Source organism: Nitrospira sp. Nam74 (assembly GCF_965152615.1).
This window is the reverse complement of sequence record NZ_OZ224220.1, coordinates 4,095,965-4,115,001: the sequence shown is the minus strand read 5'-3', so window position 1 is coordinate 4,115,001 and position 19,037 is coordinate 4,095,965. Positions and strand designations below refer to the sequence as shown.

16 protein-coding genes are annotated in these 19,037 nt (G+C 52.5%); 14 read left to right on the top strand and 2 right to left on the bottom strand.

Going from position 1 to position 19,037, the window contains the following annotated elements:
• Positions 1-76: 76 nt before the first annotated feature.
• Together asnB and ACWHYZ_RS19455 are read right to left on the bottom strand one after the other, a co-directional pair.
• Positions 77-1,957 (bottom strand): asparagine synthase (glutamine-hydrolyzing), encoded by a 1,881-nt coding sequence (asnB, locus tag ACWHYZ_RS19460; RefSeq protein WP_447984320.1) that lies wholly within the window; start codon positions 1,955-1,957, stop codon positions 77-79.
• Between the two features lie 160 nt (positions 1,958-2,117).
• Complete coding sequence (locus ACWHYZ_RS19455; RefSeq protein WP_447984319.1) at positions 2,118-4,097, bottom strand: hypothetical protein; 1,980 nt, start codon at positions 4,095-4,097, stop codon at positions 2,118-2,120.
• 840 nt (positions 4,098-4,937) lie between these two features.
• Between ACWHYZ_RS19455 and ACWHYZ_RS19450 the strand changes: the two genes are divergently transcribed.
• From ACWHYZ_RS19450 to fbp, 14 genes are all read left to right on the top strand, one after another.
• Positions 4,938-5,750, top strand: a complete 813-nt coding sequence (locus tag ACWHYZ_RS19450) for an aldolase/citrate lyase family protein (RefSeq protein WP_447984318.1) — start codon at positions 4,938-4,940, stop codon at positions 5,748-5,750.
• Entirely contained in the window at positions 5,747-6,409 is a 663-nt protein-coding gene (locus ACWHYZ_RS19445; protein ID WP_447984317.1) for an SDR family NAD(P)-dependent oxidoreductase, read from the top strand. Before ACWHYZ_RS19450 ends, ACWHYZ_RS19445 begins: the two co-directional genes overlap by 4 nt.
• Positions 6,400-7,479, top strand: coding sequence for an AroB-related putative sugar phosphate phospholyase (cyclizing) (locus ACWHYZ_RS19440; protein ID WP_447984316.1), 1,080 nt, complete (start codon positions 6,400-6,402; stop codon positions 7,477-7,479). Before ACWHYZ_RS19445 ends, ACWHYZ_RS19440 begins: the two co-directional genes overlap by 10 nt.
• Before the next feature lie 174 nt (positions 7,480-7,653).
• Positions 7,654-8,736: a glycosyltransferase family 4 protein gene (locus tag ACWHYZ_RS19435; protein WP_447984315.1), complete on the top strand. Its 1,083-nt coding sequence runs from the start codon at positions 7,654-7,656 to the stop codon at positions 8,734-8,736.
• 72 nt (positions 8,737-8,808) lie between these two features.
• Positions 8,809-9,858: a UDP-glucuronic acid decarboxylase family protein gene (locus tag ACWHYZ_RS19430; protein WP_447984314.1), complete on the top strand. Its 1,050-nt coding sequence runs from the start codon at positions 8,809-8,811 to the stop codon at positions 9,856-9,858.
• Positions 9,855-10,589 (top strand): sugar phosphate nucleotidyltransferase, encoded by a 735-nt coding sequence (locus ACWHYZ_RS19425; RefSeq protein WP_447984313.1) that lies wholly within the window; start codon positions 9,855-9,857, stop codon positions 10,587-10,589. The genes ACWHYZ_RS19430 and ACWHYZ_RS19425 overlap by 4 nt, the downstream gene beginning before the upstream one ends.
• Positions 10,589-11,599, top strand: coding sequence for a dTDP-glucose 4,6-dehydratase (gene rfbB / locus ACWHYZ_RS19420; protein ID WP_447984312.1), 1,011 nt, complete (start codon positions 10,589-10,591; stop codon positions 11,597-11,599). The genes ACWHYZ_RS19425 and rfbB overlap by 1 nt, the downstream gene beginning before the upstream one ends.
• A 47-nt stretch (positions 11,600-11,646) precedes the next feature.
• Positions 11,647-12,564: a dTDP-4-dehydrorhamnose reductase gene (rfbD, locus tag ACWHYZ_RS19415; protein WP_447984311.1), complete on the top strand. Its 918-nt coding sequence runs from the start codon at positions 11,647-11,649 to the stop codon at positions 12,562-12,564.
• Positions 12,561-13,538: a GDP-mannose 4,6-dehydratase gene (locus ACWHYZ_RS19410; protein WP_447984310.1), complete on the top strand. Its 978-nt coding sequence runs from the start codon at positions 12,561-12,563 to the stop codon at positions 13,536-13,538. The genes rfbD and ACWHYZ_RS19410 overlap by 4 nt, the downstream gene beginning before the upstream one ends.
• A 55-nt stretch (positions 13,539-13,593) precedes the next feature.
• A complete protein-coding gene (locus ACWHYZ_RS19405; protein ID WP_447984309.1) occupies positions 13,594-14,166 on the top strand; it encodes a KdsC family phosphatase in 573 nt (190 codons plus the stop codon).
• Positions 14,166-15,614 carry a mannose-1-phosphate guanylyltransferase/mannose-6-phosphate isomerase gene (locus ACWHYZ_RS19400; protein WP_447984308.1) on the top strand — a complete coding sequence of 483 codons (1,449 nt, stop codon included), beginning with the start codon at positions 14,166-14,168 and terminating at the stop codon, positions 15,612-15,614. The genes ACWHYZ_RS19405 and ACWHYZ_RS19400 overlap by 1 nt, the downstream gene beginning before the upstream one ends.
• Positions 15,615-15,639: 25 nt before the next feature.
• On the top strand, positions 15,640-17,040 hold the full coding sequence (locus tag ACWHYZ_RS19395) for a phosphomannomutase/phosphoglucomutase (protein ID WP_447984307.1): 1,401 nt from the start codon (positions 15,640-15,642) through the stop codon (positions 17,038-17,040).
• Positions 17,041-17,105: 65 nt separating this feature from the next.
• A complete protein-coding gene (locus ACWHYZ_RS19390) occupies positions 17,106-17,840 on the top strand; it encodes a DUF3108 domain-containing protein (protein ID WP_447987618.1) in 735 nt (244 codons plus the stop codon).
• Between the two features lie 111 nt (positions 17,841-17,951).
• Positions 17,952-18,965 carry a class 1 fructose-bisphosphatase gene (gene fbp / locus ACWHYZ_RS19385; protein WP_447984306.1) on the top strand — a complete coding sequence of 338 codons (1,014 nt, stop codon included), beginning with the start codon at positions 17,952-17,954 and terminating at the stop codon, positions 18,963-18,965.
• The last annotated feature ends 72 nt before the right edge of the window (positions 18,966-19,037 follow it).

Below are 19,037 nucleotides of genomic sequence, written 5' to 3'. Positions count from 1 at the left end.
GATGTGGCTTCGCAGCGCTCGCGCATGGCATTGCTTATACCATTCGACATCCTGCTGCCCAATCCGTAAGGCCTTTCTAGTTTTCCAGCCACAACCCTAGGCACAATATTCCGAACAGTTTGAGTCCATTGTCTTGGCGTCTGTGTTTGTGATCTTCCCATAACTTGGTCATTGTGTCACGCTTCAGCCAGTCAAGCAGTGGCCCTTCACGCATAACTCGCATGGTTGTTTTTTCAAGTGCACTGTTTAACCAGTGCGATACAGGGGCATTGAATCCCTGTTTTTTTGCATCAATGATATGTGCGGGAAGGACCTGACGCTGGCTGTTCTTTAGCAGATATTTCTTTTGCAACCCATGAACTTTCAAGTGCACCGGTAGTGATGCGGCGAATTCCACCAACTTGTGGTCGAGAAACGGTGCGCGGGTTTCGAGCGAATGAGCCATAGATGCCCTGTCTACCTTATGGAGTACGTCATCAACTAGCCAAGTCTTGATGTCAGTGTACATGGCACGGTCGAGGAAATCGGCGTCGGCGAGCTTACGCGCGTGCGTTAGGAAGGAAAGGCAAGGATCTACGCCAAGCATGTCATCATGGTGCTCGGCACGGATGAGTTCGCGTTTTTCAGCTTGACTGAAAATGGTCCGCCAGTGGTAATGGGCACAGTCCTGCTCAAGGCGTGCACCGGATAAAAGTTTTTTTAGCTTATAGTCGAGGCTTACTTTGTCGAAGCTGTTGGGCACTAAGGCATGTGCCAAGAGGTTAAGCATCTCGATCATTGGGCCGGGAAGTCGGTGAAGTGGCCCGTGTATCTTGTCCGCGATGTAGGTTTCGTAACCGCCAAATAGTTCATCACCGCCGTCCCCAGTCAGGCAAACAGTGACATGTTTTGCGGCAAACCTGGAAAGGAAGAAAGTTGGAATGATAGAAGTATCGGCAAAGGGTTCGTCGGCATATCGGACTATCGCTTGCAAAGCGGTTGCCGTGTTGCCGTCCACAATCTGATCGTAGTGGTGAACGCCAAGGTATTGTGCGACAAACCGTGCCTTTGGGAGTTCGCTAAAGCTTTCCTCAGAAAAGCCGCTACTGAATGTCAGATTCTGGCCCGGGGGGCGAAGACGACTCATTGCGGCAACAATGGTCGAAGAATCGAGCCCGCCGCTCAGAAAGGCTCCTAGCGGTACATCGCTTACGAGGCGCATATCCACGGCATCTTTGATCAACGCGTTCAGTTCGGCTGTCGCTTCTTCATCGGAGCCGAAGTTGCGTTTTGTACGGAAATACACGGCAAGATCCCAGTAGCATTGAGGCGCATTGTTCTTGCCGGCTTCGGCGATTAGAAAATGAGCTGGAGGCAGTTTTTGCACACCATCGATGATACATTCATCGGTCAGTACATAGTTAAGGGACAGAAACTGGGAAATCGCGCGTGGATTGATGCGGCGTGATACCATGGGGTGGAGTCGAAGCGCCTTGAGTTCCGAGGCAAATACAAGGCCGCCCCCGGGAAGCCGACTATAGTAAAGGGGCTTTTCACCTAGTCTGTCGCGCGCGAGAAAGAGGCGTTTCTCAAGATCATCCCATACCGCAAATGCAAACATCCCGTTCAGATGCTGTAAGCATTCAACGCCCCAGATGATATAGGCATAGAGTAGAACTTCCGTGTCGCTTTGGGTCCGAAACCTCAACCCACTGCTTTCAAGTTCGGCCCGGATGATGCGATAGTTGTATATCTCGCCGTTGAATGTGATCCAGTAACGCCCCGACTGGTCCGCCATGGGCTGGTTTGCATCATCGGTGAGATCAATGATTGAAAGTCTTCTGTGCGCAAGTACCGCCGGAGTCCTGATTGCCAATCCATGGGCGTTTGGTCCGCGGTGCACCATGGCGCTGGACATTGCCAGCACCGCGTCCACATCAGACCCTTCCCAGTTAACGACGCCACATATTCCACACATTGTTAGTTGCCGGCCCGATTGTTATTCAGGTGCTACTCTGGTAGCGCGTGTTAGCGCAACTGCCATATCATAAAGACGGTCAAATCAGAATCGCGAATTCGCCAATTGTCACATTCGAACCGCCTCGTATTGGGATATGACGCACAATTGTGACGTCTTTTCAGTGGCACGGTAAATTCGGCGCATGCTCGGCCGGTCCACGGTCGCACCATCGTTCTACCCCGTACGTTTCTCGAACAAAAGCATCGAGCGCCACCTGATTTATCAACCCATTCTCGTCAAGCAGTCGTGTTATGGGTATAGCCGTCGGAAATAATGTCCTTGGTCTTACGCTTTCTCCGAGATACTGAGTGATCATCTTGCATCTGCTGTCACCTTCTGCCGCACAGTCATAGTACAACGCAATGTTGAGCTGTGGAGCCTTGCCTATAGAAAAATCTTGGCGCCAGTCTCGTGCCCAGTCAAGGCTCGGCAAGTATGTTTCGCCTGTAGTGCCAAGTTTAAGATAAATATGAGACGGCGAAGGTGTGACGATGGCAAACGTTTCCCTATGTAAGGGATTTCTACTCGTTTCAACCTGTTCCTGGTGAAAATGAACGGCATATCGATCATATTGCCATAGAAGGTAAATCAGTCCAGTCACTGAAAGGACTACAAGGCAGTACAAAAGCCAGTTTTTGCGAAACACGGACAGTCGTTCCGGTAATACCTGGAATGCACTTATGGTAATCAAGGGTTGAAAGATTGCGGCAACTTTCCACGTGGCATAGGAGTGGTCGGGTACGGTAAAAACGAACAACGTAGTGGCGGCTAGGGTGATGTCTATTCCAGACGGGTGTTTCCGGTATATCAAGATTGATCCAAGCACAATCAGGGCACCTGCCTCGAGCAACCTGGTACCGTAGGAAGCGAGGATAAGGGGCTTTGTCGACCCGCTGAAAGGCACTTTGACATACGGAATCGAACTTACGATCGACAATATTGACCAATTAGCATGAAGGGCGCCCCCGGAGAAGTTCTGCATGAAACGGTAGTAACTCCATAAAATGAAGTCGGAAAATATTGAAGGGCTTATTGTAATCAAGAGGCCCAATACGGTTATCAAGGAAGACAGAATCTGGGGTGTCCAAAATCCCATCCCATTTCGCAAGACAAAAGAAAGAAGGACGAAGAGAATGGCGAAGATCGCAAGAATCTGAATTCCCTCCCCGAACGTGCTGATGAGCGCGCTTAGCAGCATTGCCAGGACGAACCTTTGAGCAGTACTGGACGTTCCAACGGAGAGCCATCGGTAATTCAGTGTGATGAACAACAGGATAGGCATTGCGACAAGATGCCCCGCAATGCCCTCGTATACCATCAATGCATACGTGTGCGAACTAGCCAGTAGAACCGTTAAGAGAACGCAATGTATTGGCTGAATACCCCGTACCTTACAAGCACCAAAAATTACTATGGAACATAACAACGTTGAGCAAGCCATTAAAACAAAATAGCCGAACCAGATCGGCTCTCCAGATATCCAGGAAATCATGCTAGAGAGCATTGCGTGGGAGTATCTTCCTGACCGGATGAACACTTCCACGGCAATCGATTCGCGGAAATCAGGAAGATGCCAATGAGCGTTCTTATAATTCCACCATTCAAAACTTCCTGACGCTTGTTCGAAAGACCGAAGAAGCCTGGGGTAGGAGTTTCCGTCAAACACATACGCAGCGCTTAAGAGATGCCCGTCCAGATCGGGGCCGCGATTCTGGAAGAACACCGTGCCGCTTCCGATTAAGGGGAAAAAAGTAATTGTCATTGCCGGTAGCACAAGCAAGAGATATAGCCAAAGGTGAGTCTTCGGAGTAGTAGTTCGAGAGGAATCGCCGAGTTTCATGAAAGCGAGAACGATTCGCGTCAGTCCCAATGCCCCCACCCCGGCAATGATTGCGAAGGCAATAGCTAGAGGCGTATGTTCCCGGAATGAGAATCGGAGAATGATAACGAGAAGGGAAAACCCGACCAGAATTTGCTGCAGAGGGCGTGAAAGATTGGAGAATAGCCACCTGTCGGGTATCGATCTGCCCATTACAAGGCAAATCGACAAGAAAATAATACTCCACAGAATGAGCTTGGAAAAAAGAATGTCAGCCACTGTGTCTCCCGAACCTTCGGCTCAATAAAGGGAAGGCTTGATCTGCCCGGCGGGTGAACGCCTCCGGTCAGACAGGTTGCCCGGATTTTGAAACTGTCAAACAATAGAATCTGAGATGCTCTTCGTATTCCATAGGTGTCAACATGCGGAGCGGTTGGCACAGCGCCGGATGCTTTGCCGCGCGAATTGTACGGCTCTTTGAGGTAACCAACTGCAAAAGCACGGACCGCAATGGTATGGCGGAGATGATCCTATCGCGTGTCGCAAGTGAGTAGATCAGCGGGCCGATTAGGATACCGCCGCTCTAAAAGGAAGGGATTCGTAGCGTTTTGGCTTGGCATTGTCGGTGTGTCCATGAGCCTCTCTCAATAGGGGACTGCCTAAGATATGAATTTACTAGGCGGCATAGTAGCGTGGCCGATTGGAATCTTTGAGATTCAACGCTGGATTGAGAATCCGGCTTGTTCGCAACGCGTGTATCTTGCCATAGTTGAACGGTTTACTCAATGAAACGCAGTGGGGGCAGACCAGCTAAAACCTGCGTTGTGATGAGATCACAAAAAGTGATCAGCTATGTGGATGAGATGCACGACCATGACTGGACTGAACTTGCTATTTTCCAAGGAAATTAATAGTCTTTTGCCACATGGCATACTGCGGGAAAATTCGAGGCATACGTGGCGGCAGGCACAGAGTTAACAGTATGGCGTCGGCTCAGTGTTTTGCCACCGCCCGTTCGTGGCTAGTTTGTCTAACCAGGAACATGTCTACCGGCAGCCCCTGACAGAAGAAACAGTGCTGATTTTTATCAGTCCCATATTCATCTCAAAGGAGTAGGCCATGAATTTAACCGAAAGGAAGATGGTGGATATCCTTCGTAACTTGAAGGAGCACCATGATGTCGTAGGCGTCAAAGCCGAGTTCGAGGCCGAAGGAACCCGGATGGATGAAGCGCTCCGGTTGAAGGAAGTTCTGATGAAGGCCGATCTTGGGCTGACTCTTAAGATTGGCGGCTGCGAAGCGTTGCGGGATATGTACGAGGCTCGAGTCGTCGGCGTCTCGCGCATCGTTGCGCCTATGATTGAGACACCGTACGCCTTAAGTAAGTTTCTTGCCGCTGTAAGTTCCGCCTTTCCGAAGGACGAGCAAGAAGAAGTGGAGTTTGCTGTCAATATCGAAACCGTGACGGCATATCGCCATTTCGATGAAATGTTGACGATGCCCGAGATCGGGATTCTGGACGGTATCGTGATAGGTCGTGTAGACCTTTCCGGTTCGCTGGGGCTGAGCCGCAATCACATCAATGGTGAAGAGGTGTTTGGCATTACGAAGGACCTGGCAGCTAAGGCCAAGTCCCGCGGATTAGAGGTTGCCATAGGCGGAGGTGTCTCGGCAGATTCGTTATCTTTCTTCCGAGCGCTGCCGGACGGACATCTTGACCGTTACGAAACCCGTAAAGTGATTTTCAGTTGTCCCGGTGCATTAGCGCAGGATTGCGAAAAGGGCATCCTGAAAGCCGTCGGCTTCGAACTTCTCTGGCTGAAGAACAAGCGCGACTACTACAGGGGAATCTCACTCGAGGACGACATGCGCATTCAGATGCTTGAAGAGCGGTATAAGAATGGGATTCAGAATGCCGGCCTGTCAGTATGAGAACCGCTCTTATCACGGGTGCGTCACGCGGCATCGGAGCCGCCATTGCCGCTCGCTTGCAAGAGGAAGGGGTACGGATCCTTTGTCCTTCAAGCAAGGCGTTGGATTTATCCTCTACCGTATCGATTGATGGATATTTGTCCACGCTTGCCGATCCAGTCGATATTCTAATAAATAATGCGGGGATAAATCGTCTCGGGTCCATTGATGAGATATCGAGCAAAGATTTTGAGGAAGTGATCCAAATCAATCTCCTGGGACACTTCCGGCTCACACGAGGTTTGCTGAAGAGCATGAAAGCTAGAAGGCATGGGCATATCGTCAATATCAGTTCCATCTGGAGCCTGGTGTCTCGTGAACGTCGCATGAGCTATTCCGCGGCGAAGTCGGGTCTTAATGGGCTGACACGAGCGATGGCTGTTGAACTGGCACCCTATAATATCCTGGTCAATGCGGTGGCTCCAGGCTATGTCAATACCGATCTGACGAAGAAAAATAACACCTCAGTTGAATTGGAGGCGATCTCCAAGCAGATCCCCTTGGGGCGGCTGGCAGAACCAGCGGAGATTGCCGATTGCATCGCCTTCTTATGCTCGCCAAAAAATTCTTATATTACTGGTCAAGTGATTGTTATTGACGGGGGATACCTGTGCAAATAATCACTGTGGCGTCGTCAATCCGAAATTACAAGGTGGCCTTCGTAGAAACGATGGGCTTTCTAGAGGAATGTGAGCAGATCAACAACTGTTTTTACATTATCGATAAGAAGGTTTGGGACCTGTACTCGGCCGCATTGGACCATCTGGACGAACAGCGACTCCTGATTTTGCCTATCAGTGAGGAAGCGAAGTGCCTGGACACCGTGATGGCGATCTATGACGCCCTGATGAAATCTGCTGCAAAACGGAATATGACCATGATCTCGATCGGCGGCGGCATTATTCAGGATGTTACGGGGTTTGTCGCGTCTACGCTTTACCGCGGGATCCATTGGATCTATGTGCCTACGACGTTGCTGGCACAGGGCGATAGCTGTATCGGAAGTAAGACGTCCCTCAATTATCAACGATACAAAAACCTGATCGGGACGTTTTATCCGCCAACGCAGATTTATATCCATACCGGTTTCTTAGCGACGCTGGAGCCTGAAGATTTTTACAGTGGTCTCGGTGAGATTATCAAATTGTACTTGATGGGCGGCGAATCCAGCGCAACGGCTCTTCGCAAAGAGATGCCAAAAATTAAAGCGCGAGACCAGGCAGCCCTCCTGAACGCGATCCGCGACGTGCTTTCTATTAAACTTCAGTACATTCAGGAAGACGAGTTTGACACCGGGCGTCGCAATCTCCTGAATTTTGGTCATTGCTTGGGGCATGCCCTCGAGTCCACAACCGATTTTGCGATTCCTCACGGACAGGCAGTTTTGATCGGTATCCTTTTTGCGAACATGATTGCAAAGCTCCGCGGGTTGATGTCGGAAATGAGATATGAGTCTTTGAATAGGGCTTTGATTCTTGAGAATATCCATATCGACAGGACAGGGCTTCGCTTCCGCACTCAAGAGATCTTCGAGGCAATGAAAATGGATAAAAAGCGGGAGGGGCAAGGATTGGCTTTAATCATGATGCGTACTGACTTCAGTATGATAAAAGTCCAGGATCTCCGGTATGATGAGTTAGCCAGGGGAATTCACGAACTCGGGTGCACGCTCAATATTCCGGTATCGTAGTTGATGCTCGCTCCCTGGCGTTGGTTTCTGTCTCTACAAGCCGATTAGTCACCTCGCTTCAGGCTCGGTCTCCATGTGAGTTGCTGAAACAGCAGCATGTGTCCTCTCAACGGCTGCGCAGTTTAGTCACTATCCATTGCTAATGGCTCATCAAAATCTTTCCCACATCTGATTGTGAAGATACTGCTCGCGGCCTGGCACCTTAAGGACTTCAACGTTGGGTTGGGTCGATACGTGCGATCTCTCATTGATGCGCTCACCGCCTTTGATCGTGAGAATGAGTATGAGATCGTCATGCCGGTTGAACAGCCTCTTTTTACAAAATGGCCAAACGTGCGCTATCGGACTGTGGAGATTCCGATCTTTAAACGCCGTGTATGGGAACAAGTGGTTCCTTGGCTGTGTGGTCGCCATGACGTTCTTCATCTTCCCTATGATTCCTGCGTGATGGGAAAACGGGGCAAGTTGATCGTGACGATCCATGACGTGAAGCCGCTGTTGTTCAATACGGGACGTTACACCAGGCCCTTGATCGAGCGGATAGTAGTACCGGACCGCCGTGCGGTTATCGACCATGTAGTCACAGATTCCGTTGCATCATCCTTAGATATTCAGCGTCTTCTTCGCTATCCCGCCGAACGTGTAACGGTGATTTACCCTGGCGTTGATCTCGAGCGGTTTCGTCCCACCGTCCCATCTGGTGAGACCGATTTCCCATATGTTCTTGCGGTGGCGGGCGCGGATCCCACTAAAAATATTGAAACTCTTATCAAGGCGTTTGCGCGGGTACCGTCTTTCCTGAGGGAGCGGCACAGACTTGTGCTGGCCGGAGATTTTCGCAGGAGGCCGGAGCTCGGACAATTGGTGAAGGAACTTGGTATTGGTCCTCAAACCGTTTTTGCCGGGATCGTTACGGATGATCAATTGATCGAGCTGTATCAGCATGCGGCCGTTTTCGTCTTTCCTTCTCGGTATGAGGGGTTTGGATTGCCTGTCCTTGAGGCAATGGCGTGCGGCTGTCCGGTCGTGAGCTCGAATGCCTCATCCTTGCCGGAAGTCGTAGGGTCCGCTGGATTACTACGTGATCCCTCAGACGTCGATGGTTTTGCAGAAGACATCACGCTCGTGCTCAGCGATGCATCTCGTCGCAGACAATTACGCGATCAAGGAATCAGTCGGGCCGCTCAATTCTCATGGGAACGGACCGCGCGAGAACTTGTCGCACTCTATGGCAAGGTCGCTTCAGCAACGTCATGACCCATGGACATTCTTGCCTAATTCGCCATGTTCGAGTATGTTTGCCATTCTACAATCCTTCAGTGATATCGGATGCGCATCTTAATTACGGGCGGCGCAGGATTTTTAGGCAGCCATCTGTGCGAACAGTTGGTCCGACAAGGGCACGCCATTATTTGTCTCGATAACTTCATTACCGGCCGACCAGAAAATATCTCACATCTCCTCGGCAACGAACGCTTCAGTTTTTTGAAATACAACGTCTGCGATTACCTCCATGTTGATGGGCCATTGGATGCGGTGATGCACTTCGCGTCACCTGCCAGTCCACGGGACTACTTGGAATTTCCCATAGCGACCCTGAAGGTCGGTGCGCTCGGGACCCACAAAGCCCTTGGCCTGGCCAAAGCAAAAGGGGCGCGATTTTTACTGGCCAGCACATCCGAGGTGTATGGCGATCCGTTGGTGAATCCTCAACCGGAAAGCTATTGGGGCAATGTGAATCCGCTCAGCCCGCGTGGTGTGTATGACGAGGCGAAGCGATTTGCGGAAGCGATGACCATGGCCTACCACCGCTATCATGGTGTGGATACCCGCATTGTTCGTATCTTTAATACGTTCGGCCCCCGCATGCGCCCAAACGACGGACGGGTGGTCTCCAATTTTATCGTTCAGGCGCTGCAAGACAAGACCTTGACCGTTTTCGGTGACGGACAGCAGACGCGAAGTTTTTGTTATGTCGATGACCTCGTGCGCGGCATCATCGCGCTGCTGATGATTAATTCAGATAGGACTGTAGCACAGCGCACGGACCGAACAGGCTTTTTGTCGACTCAAGGAGAGGTCCTTCCCGAGACGATCCATGATCCGGTGAATATTGGAAACCCTTGCGAATTGACGGTGATGGATATTGCCCGACTCGTGCTGAAGTTGACGGGATCGCCGGCACAAATTCAGCACAACCCATTGCCGGTCGATGATCCTAAAGTTAGGCGTCCGGACATTCGTCGCGCCAAAACACTGCTTGGCTGGGAACCGGCGGTCACGTTGGATGAAGGGTTGAAGAAAACGATCCAATACTTCCGCGCCATCTTTTCGAACGATGTTGAGCACGGTATGCATCAGTCTATGAGGGGATCATGAAAGGAGTTGTGTTGGCGGGTGGACTTGGGACGCGATTATCTCCTTTGACCCGCGTGACGAATAAACATTTGCTGCCCGTGTACAACAAGCCGATGATCTATTACCCGATTCAAACGCTGGTCAATGCCGGTATCCGGGAAATTCTCCTTGTGACCGGTGGAAACAGCGCCGGAGATTTTCTTAAATTGCTCGGAAACGGCAAAGAGTTTGGGCTGCGTCACCTCGACTATACGTATCAAGAGGGGGAGGGGGGCATTGCCGATGCCCTACGGTTGGCTGAGTTCTTCGCGGATGGCGAGCCGGTGTGTGTGGTGCTGGGTGATAATCTCATTGAACGTAACATCGTGAAGGCTGCCGAGGCATTTCATGAACAGAAAAGTGGGGCGAAGATTCTCCTCAAAGAAGTGAAGGATCCGCAGCGATTCGGTGTTCCCGTTCTTGAGGGCAAACAGGTCGTGAACATCGAAGAAAAACCCCATAACCCCCGCTCGCCCTACGCCGTCACCGGTATTTATTTTTATGATTCGGCGGTCTTCGACATCATCAAAACCCTGAAGCCCTCAGGCAGAGGCGAGTTGGAAATCACGGACGTGAACAATGCTTACATCCGAGCCGGTCAGTTAACGTGGGATGTGTTGGAGGGGTGGTGGACCGATGCCGGCACCATCGAATCTCTCTTTTTTGCCAATCAGCTTGTGGCTGAAACAGGCGCGAATAAGTTGGAGCCATAATGCGTATTCTGGTCACTGGCGGTGCTGGCTTTATTGGTTCTCACTTGGTACGTCAACTACTGAGGAATGGACATCATGTCATCAATCTGGATGCGCTCCGATACTCCGGCAATTTAGAGAACCTCCGCGAGGTAGAAGCGAATAGCCAGTATACCTTCGTGAAAGGCGACATTTGCGATCAGCCGGCCGTCGCGAAGATTTTTGAAGAGCACCGTCCGGAGGCCGTCATCAATTGTGCGGCCGAAACCCATGTCGATCGTTCGATTCTTGATCCGAGCGCCTTTGCTAAGACTGATGTGGTTGGGACTGCGACGCTGCTGGAAGAAGCCCGGAAAGCCAACATCGGCCGGTTTGTGCAAGTCAGCACGGATGAAGTCTATGGGAGTGTGGAGCAGGGTTGCTCAAACGAAGACGATGCCTTGGATCCACGCAGCCCTTATTCCGCGAGTAAAGCGGGAGCCGATCTGCTGGCCCGCAGCTATTGGACCACCTATCGGTTTCCTGTGCTCATCACGAGGGGCAGCAATACCTATGGGCCCAATCAATATCCGGAAAAATTCATTCCCCTTTTTGTGACGAATGCGCTGGAAGATCAGCCTTTACCGTTATACGGGGATGGGCGGTACCGTCGCGACTGGCTCTCGGTCTTCGATCACTGCAGCGGGATTGAATTCGTCTTGACGCATGGAGAACCAGGAATGATCTACAACGTCGGCGGGGGAAACGAACGAGAAAACGTTACGGTTGCCGAAATGATTCTCAAACATCTCAATAAGCCCCTGTCCTTGATTCGCTACGTTCAAGATCGTCCCGGTCACGATCGTCGGTATGCAATTGATTGCGCCAGGCTGAAAATGCTTGGCTGGACGCCAGCCATGTCATTTGAAGAAGGATTGCGAGCGACGATCGACTGGTACGTTGAGCATGCGGCCTGGTGGCGGACGATCAAGAGTGGAGAGTTCCGAACCTATTACGCGCAAGCATACGGGGAGCGACTCAGGAAGGGGTAAAGTGACAGAGAGGAATGGACTAGAGTGGAGAATCTGATACGATATCGATGGGCCCGGCCCCGATTACTTACTTTGCTTTCTCACTGTACCACTTTACCCGCTACCCCTTCTTAATAATGCGCATCGTCATCACCGGAGCAGATGGCCAGCTTGGCTTAGAATTGCAGCAAGCGCTCAGGAACCAGACCATCATTCCATTCGTGTGGCCGGCATTTGATCTCCTGAAGCCCGACGTTGAAGGACAGATTGTCGCTGCGGCTCCCGATGTCATCATCCATACAGCGGCCTACACTAATGTCGACAAAGCTGAGCAGGAGCCCGATATTGCCATGGCGGTCAATGCGGATGGAACAGAACGGGTTGCCAGGGCGGCCGATAAAGTCGGCGCGCGATTGATTTATATTTCGACCGACTATGTGTTTGATGGGATGAAGGGTCGTCCATATGAAGAAGGCGATCGCACCAATCCGCTCAATATTTACGGACGCTCGAAGCGAGAGGGAGAAGAGCGCGCATTGGCGGCCTGTGCGAATACGCTTGTTGTACGGACGGCATGGTTATATAGCATGCACGGCGCCAACTTCGTCAAAACCATTATGCGTCTGGCTTTCAGCGAACCAGCACTTCGAGTGGTCGCGGATCAGCATGGCTGTCCGACGCTCGCCTCGGATTTAGCAGCTGTCCTATCGCAGATGGTGTCTCGTCAGTTCACGGGGATTATACATGCAACTGGACGAGGGGAATGCACCTGGCAAGAATTTGCTGCCGAGATAGTCGCCTTAATGGGGGCCTCTATCCCTGTGTATCCGATTACCACTCAAGAGGCGAATCGGCCGGCGCGAAGGCCGAGTTATTCAGTCTTGGCGAATGAGGCCTTGTCCCAGGCCGGCATGATGTTACCCCATTGGAAAAGTTCTCTAGGCCGGTTTATGAAAACCGTTGAAAAAAGGCAACCACCAGTATGACACGTGCACTCATAACAGGAATCACCGGACAAGATGGGTCCTATCTCGCTGAGCTGCTGTTGGAAAAGGGGTATGAAGTCCATGGCATTATTCGCCGTGTTGCTATCGAAGATCCCGAGCATCGACTTTGGAGGATTCTGCATATAAAAGACCGGTTACACCTTCACGCGGCGTCTTTAGAAAGTCTGCCGAGCATTTACCGCGTGTTTCAAACCGTGAAGCCTGATGAATGCTACCATCTGGCGGCGCAAAGTTTTGTGACCTATTCCTTTGAAGATGAATTTTCGACGCTGAACGCCAACATCAATGGGACGCATCATGTCCTATCCGCCTTGCGGGATTGTGCGCCCACGTGCCGTTTTTATTTCGCCGCATCCAGTGAAATGTTCGGGAAGGTCGCAGAGGTGCCGCAGACTGAGAGAACGCCATTTCATCCACGATCAGCTTATGGCATTTCAAAAGTCGCCGGCTTCCACCTCACGCGCAATTATCGTGAAGCGTATAGCATTCAGGCCTCTTCGGGAATTTTATACAACCATGAATCTCCACGCCGAGGCTTTGAGTTTGTCACGCGGAAGATTACGTCACATGCCGCCCGCATTAAGTTAGGGCTGGCCAAGGAGCTCCGTCTGGGCAACTTGGATGCAAAGCGCGACTGGGGACATGCGCGAGACTATGTTCGTGCTATGTGGTTGATGCTTCAACAAGACAAGCCGGACGATTATGTGATTGCCACAGGTGAACAACATTCTGTTCGAGAGTTTGCTCAAGTCGCTTTTTCACATCTATCCCTGAACTATGAGGATTATGTCGTCGTCGATCCTCTGCTCCTTCGCCCTGCTGATGTGGAAACATTACTGGGAAATTCCGCTTTAGCGAAGCACAGTCTTCAATGGAGTCACCGGGCGTCCTTTTCCGAACTAGTTCGAGAAATGGTTGAGGCCGACCTGCGATTCTTCTCCCAAATGCGCTAAGTCATCTCATCAAGTTGTCCTTCACCATTCTCCTCTGCTAATATCGTTGTCGGCTATGGCGCCTCTACGAGTGACGCGTTCCTCAAAAAACCCTTCCGAATCCCTACGCGTATTGTTAAAACGTATCCGCTTGTTCGCCACCGATGTGGACGGCGTGCTGACTGATGGGGGGATGTACTATACCGAGTCCGGCGATGAGTTGAAGAAATTCAACACTCGTGACGGCATGGGTCTTAAATTATTACAGCGGGCAGGTTTGATCACCGCGTTCATCACCCAGGAAGAAACTAAATTGGTAGCCCGACGCGGGGAGAGACTGACTATTCCCGAGGTCCACCAACGAGTCTTCGACAAGCTGTCGAGGTTGCGGGATATTGCGGCCCGGTATCAGATTGGACTGAACGAAGTGGCCTATATGGGCGACGATGTCAATGATTTGGAAACGCTCCAGGCTGTCGGCTTCTCAGCTACGCCGGCTGATGGAATGCCGCCGGTGAAAAAGGCGGTTCGCTATATCTGCCGCCTCAAGGGGGGAGAAGGTGCCGTGCGGGAAGTGATCGATATGATCTTGGCCGCGCAGCGGCCACCGGTGGAGAAAGTTCGAGCTGCCAAGCGGGGAGAAGGGTGATGCCACCCAATCCTCATTTGTATGCCGTCATTCTCGCAGGCGGAAGCGGGACGCGATTTTGGCCGTTGAGCCGTCATCTCTATCCCAAGCAACTCTTGCGCATCATGGGTGGCGAGACCTTGATTCAGCAAACGATGCGCCGTGTGTTGGGCTGCGTGATGCCTGACCATACCCTTATTTCCACCAATTCCTTGCAGGCCGAATCCATCCGCTTCCAACTCGCGGAATGGAAGGATGCACTTCAGTGTAATTTTCTCTTGGAGCCCGAAGGTCGCAATACGGCTCCCGCGATTGCTCTCGCGGCATATCGCGTGATGCAACGCGATCCAGACGGCGTGATGTTAGTGCTTCCGGCCGACCATGTCATCAAGGAAGAGAGGCGGTTTCAGGCGTCGGTCTCCCTGGCCACTCGACTGGCGGCAGACGGCCATCTGGTGACCTTTGGCGTGAAACCGAGCCGGCCGGAAACCGGCTACGGATATATTCAGCCGAATCGAAGGGTCCGGCTTCATGAAGCGCGCACGCTCGTTGGTCATCCCGTCGCCCGGTTCGTGGAAAAACCCGATGCGATCACGGCCAGGCGTTATCTCCGCTCCGGGAATTACTATTGGAATAGCGGAATGTTCGTGTGGCGTGCCTCGGTGATTCTGGAGGAGTTGGCATGCTGCCAACCCGCGCTCACGCGCGCCGTGCAGGCCTTGGCGCCCATGGCAAAACCGAATAACGTCTCCGAGGAGTTCACCCGCGCCTATCAGAAGCTGCCGTCGATCTCCATTGACCACGGCGTCATGGAGCGCTCGTCGCGAGCGGCCGTCATTCCCGTGACTTTTACCTGGTCCGACGTCGGCAATTGGAGCAGTTTGGAAGAGGTGGCTTCCCTCGATCGAAACAACAATGTGGTGAGTGGGAAAGTCGTGGATGTGGAAAGCCGCAATTCGGTGCTCTACGCCGACCAGCGAGTCGTTGCCACAATCGGTCTCTCCGATATGATTGTCGTCGACACGGCGGACGCCACCTTGGTGTGTCCAAAGTCACGGGCGCAGGATGTCAAAAAGGTGGTGGACATCCTGAAGAAGCAAGGCGCCCCGGAACATCTTGAACATCGAACGGTGTTTCGTCCATGGGGATCCTATACGGTCTTGGAAGAAGGCCCCGGGTATAAAGTCAAACGCGTGACCGTCAATCCGGGAGGTCGGCTCTCGCTGCAATTGCATCATCAACGGAGTGAGCATTGGGTGGTGATCGCGGGAACGGCACGGGTGACATGCGGTAAAAAGGTCTACGATGTCACCGTGGGGCACAGCACCGCGATACCAACGGAAACACGGCATCGATTGGAAAACTTAGGCCCCGAGACCCTTCATATTATTGAAGTGCAAAACGGTCCCTATCTTGGGGAAGACGACATTGTCAGATTTCACGATGACTACGGCCGAACTAAACAGTGATGTAATGAGGGACGAGTAAACGGGTATGGCGTTATTTCGCGAGTATGATATTCGAGGCATAGTGGGTCAGGAGCTCACGGAACCCGTGGCCGAACAGATTGGCCGAGCCTTCGCTACAATCGCACGGGATCAGGGCGCCAAGACGGTGACGGTTGGACGTGATGGCCGGCATAGTTCTCCTGGATTGCGTGATCGGCTGATTCGTGGCCTCACCGCCGGTGGCTTGCATGTGATCGATATCGGGATCGTCCCCACGCCGGTCCTCTACTTCTCCCTCTTCCATCTGAAAGCCGATGGTGGCGTGATGATCACGGGGAGTCATAACGCTGCCGAGTACAATGGCTTTAAGCTCTGCCTCGGGAAAGAGGCCATGCATGGCGACGCTATCCAGCAGTTAAAAAAGGTCATGGAGGTTGGCAAGTTTGCATCGGGCGCAGGCCGACTGACCGAGGAATCGATGCTGCCGGAATATCTCGCGTATCTCAAACGAAGCTTTGCAGCGGTGAAAGGTGATTCGCTGCACGTCGTTATCGATTGTGGCAATGGGGCAGCAGGTCTTGTCGCTGAGCAAGCGATGGTGCAATTGGGTTGCCGCGTCAGCGGATTATACTGCGAGGTGGATGGAAACTTTCCTCACCATCATCCTGATCCGACGGTTGTGGACAATTTGAAAGATCTAATCGGCACCGTGAAAGAGACGGGTGCGGACCTGGGGATCGGCTATGATGGCGATGCCGACCGCATCGGAGCGGTGGATGAGCGGGGTAACATTTTGTGGGGCGATCGCCTCATGGTCATTTTTTCGCGCGATATTTTAGCGAGCCGACCGGGCAGCGCGATTCTCTCGGAGGTCAAGGCATCGCAAAGCCTCTATGATGATATTCGACAACATGGCGGTCGTCCTATTATGTGGAAGACCGGACACTCCTTGATTAAAGCCAAAATGAAAGAGGAAGGCGCCGTCCTGGCAGGGGAGATGTCCGGGCACATGTTTTTCGCGGACCGCTACTTCGGCTATGATGATGCCATCTATGCGTCCTGTCGGCTCATTGAGATTCTCTCGAAGGCCGGCAAGCCGCTGTCGTCGTTAATTGCCGACCTTCCCGATACCGCCGTGACGCCTGAGATTCGCGTCGATTGTCCGGACGCACACAAGTTCGAGCTCGTCAGACGTGTCCAGGCCCGGTTAGTGGAGCAGGCCACGACCAAGCGGCCCTTGCCGGGGTCGGGACTCACGATTCGGGATGTCGTGACGATCGACGGAATCCGTGTGAGCTTTGATGACGGGTGGGGCCTCATCCGTGCCTCGAATACACAACCTGCCTTGGTGCTGAGGTTTGAAGCCTCGACACCGGAGCGTCTGGGTATCATCCAAACACTAATTGAATCCGAGCTGGAAACGGCTAAGCGTTCGCTGGAAAGGTAGCCACGGGACCGCGATCGTTACACCACGGCGCCCGAAGGCGCTCGCGTTCCTGGCTCGTCCCTCTTCTGATCGCACTCTTCCTCTGTCCGGTTGACCTCGCCCATCCTGACTCGAATGCCAGAGAAGATCATACTTCGGCGCGTCGCTTCGCCGGTGGGGAACGGCTGACATACGCGCTCACGTACCTCGGGATGCGGGCCGGAACAGCCGTCATGGAAATCCAGGAGACCGCGCCCATAGCGAATCATGCCGCTCTAAAACTCGTCACGACGGCAAAGTCGAGTTCCGCCGTCACGAAAATCTATCCGGTCGATAATCGAGTCGAATCCATTGTCGATGCCGAAAGCCTAGCGCCGTATCATTTGGTGTTCAATCGACGGGAGGGCAAGAAAAAAAACGACTTCGACGTGACCTTTCACCACGCAGAAGGCACAGTGCTATCGATCAAAGATGGGGTTAGCGAGACGTTGACGATCCCACCGGGCACCCATGACCTGATCTCGTGCCTCTATTACATCCGCAGTCTTCCATCCATTCAGCCGGGCTCGTCCGTCGTCCTGAACTTGCATCATGATAAGAAGAATTATCGGGTGGAAGTGCGCGCGGAAGCGGTTGAAAAAGTCCATGGATTACATGGGGAGGTGGAAGCCATTCGGCTGTTAGTCATCATGCCCTTCCAAGGGCTCTTTCTGAACGAAGGCAATATCCGCGTGTGGTTGACGAATGACGCGCAACGTATTCCTCTTGTGATGAAGGCGAAAATCATCATCGGCTCGGTCGTCGCTCGACTGATCCGCTAGTGCCTTGCTAGAGGTCCGTGGTCTCATGTGCCTCTTTCTCAACGTCTGATTGCGCCTTCTTTTCAAAAACCGATATAATCGTAAAATTCCTATATCTATATAAGGACCCGTATGTCGATAGCATCCACGACCTTAGCGACCCATCTTCTCCAGCAGCGCAGCATTCACCCCGCGCTGACCCACGGTCTTTCAACCATTATGGGTCAAATTGCGCTAGCCGGGAAGGTCATCGGTCGAGAACTGAGTGAAGCGGCACTGCATGGCGGGCTCGGTCTCACGGGTGAAACCAATGTGCAGGGGGAAGTCGTTCAAAAACTCGATAATCGGGCCAACGATATTTTCGTTCAGGCGTTTGAAGGTCAGGGCGACGTGGTCAGGGCCATCGTGTCCGAAGAGATGGAAAAGCCATTCGAAATCGGCGGATATGCCGGCGGTCGTTCCGGGGAACACGTCATCTTTGTCGATCCTCTCGACGGCTCATCGAACCTTGATGCCAATATGACCGTGGGGTCGATTTTTTCGATTCACTCCGTGCAGAACCACCTTCGAACGGATCTAGAGACCGGGTTGCTCAAGCGCGGAAGGGACCAGGTTGCAGCCGGCTATGTGCTCTATGGGCCGAGTACCGTTTTAGTGTACACCTGTGGGGCAGGCGTGTATCAGCTTACATTGGATCGAGGGATCGGCGAGTTTGTCCTGTCCGGGACCCGACTCAAAATGCCGGCAAGGGGAAAGGTTTACAGCGCGAACGAGGGGAATTATGCGAAGTGGCCCCGCGGCGTGCAACGATTTGTCGACTATCTTCGGGAAAAAGACGCGGTGACGGGCCGGACCTATGCCTCTCGCTACTCCGGTTGTCTGGTGGCAGATGTCCATCGGTTTCTGAGCACCGGCGGCGTGTATCTGTATCCCGGTGAAATCAGCAAGCCTGAGGGTAAGCTCCGATTGATGTATGAAGCTGCGCCGCTTGGGTTTATTATCGAACAAGCCGGAGGTCTCGCCAGCACGGGCACCGAGCGAATTGGCGATATTATCCCCACGGCAGTGCATCAGCGCGTGCCATTAATCATCGGTTGCCACGAGGATGTCAACTGCGCTGAGGAATTCGTTCAAGGCAAGCGATAATACTGCCATAAGGGCCGTAGACTATGGTTGCGTGCGTGATGAGATGCATCACGTGTAATGATCACGTCTCTA